The 965-nt window shown below is 32.1% G+C and carries 1 pseudogene; it reads right to left on the reverse strand.

Annotated elements, in window-relative coordinates:
- Window positions 1–82 precede the first annotated feature (82 nt).
- A pseudogene (locus ABUA47_RS24075) lies at window positions 83–965 on the reverse strand (hypothetical protein); the annotation flags it as partial.

Consider the following 965-nt stretch of genomic DNA (forward strand, 5'->3'; position numbering starts at 1 on the left):
GGTTTGATTGTATTCACTGCCGCAAAGCTACAACCAAACCTCAAAGTGTAAAAGGTGCATTTGTTCGAATGCTTACATATCATTAAAACTTCAATGTTGAAGTTTCTGAAAAAATATGCAGATTCTTGCATGCGCGTGAAATCGCTACATAGAAGTTATTACAATCTTTATATTTATGCGCATCTAATATAATAACGTCATCAAACTCTAAGCCTTTTGTTAGCCATGTATTACCTATACATTTCCCATTTACTTTTCGTCCAATTATACGTATTTTGTTTTTGTACGTTTTCATACGTTCTAAACAGGATGATTCTCTATAATCCTGTAGAACTTTTTTTATAGCATTCAATAATGTAGGTCTTTTGTATCTCCATTTTAAATTCGTATGAACGTAATTAATTATCAGATATAACGCATCAAGACTTCTTGATTGTACAAAATTTTCATACATTATCTTCATCGTATCGCACTTTTCTTTTTCAGACCGTTTCCGTTTAACACCTTTTGAAGAAAACCATTCAGTAACATCTCCTTTATTGAATGAGATTGCTTCTAACAATTTTATAAGTAAATCACCTGTTATGTTCTTTTCTTCACATCTGAGGGAATCTATTGCTTGAGCACATTTGTAGAAATCCTTATCATCAATGGCTTCCAACAATTCAAAATCGTGCTTGAAATCGAATCTTTGACGACATTTTGCTCGATAAGTTATTCCACACTCAACAATAGGAGGAAATAGTATAAGTATGCTATCAGATTTTAATTTCAAAAGAGCATTACCTAATGTAGACCAAAATTTCTGTTCCTCTGTGGAGTGCTTGTAAAAGAATACGCCTTTGAATTCATTTGAATCATCTAATTTTATTTCGGAATTACTCAATAAGAGTTTACGCATTTTTATTACGCTTTCTCCCAAGTCTTTATTGCCACAATTATTCCATCTCCATGGGATAGAAAGA

Origin of the sequence: Bacteroides sp. RTP31139st1_H2_RTP31139_211217, from assembly GCF_040227615.1 — a bacterium.
GTDB classification, from domain to species: domain Bacteria; phylum Bacteroidota; class Bacteroidia; order Bacteroidales; family Bacteroidaceae; genus Bacteroides; species Bacteroides uniformis.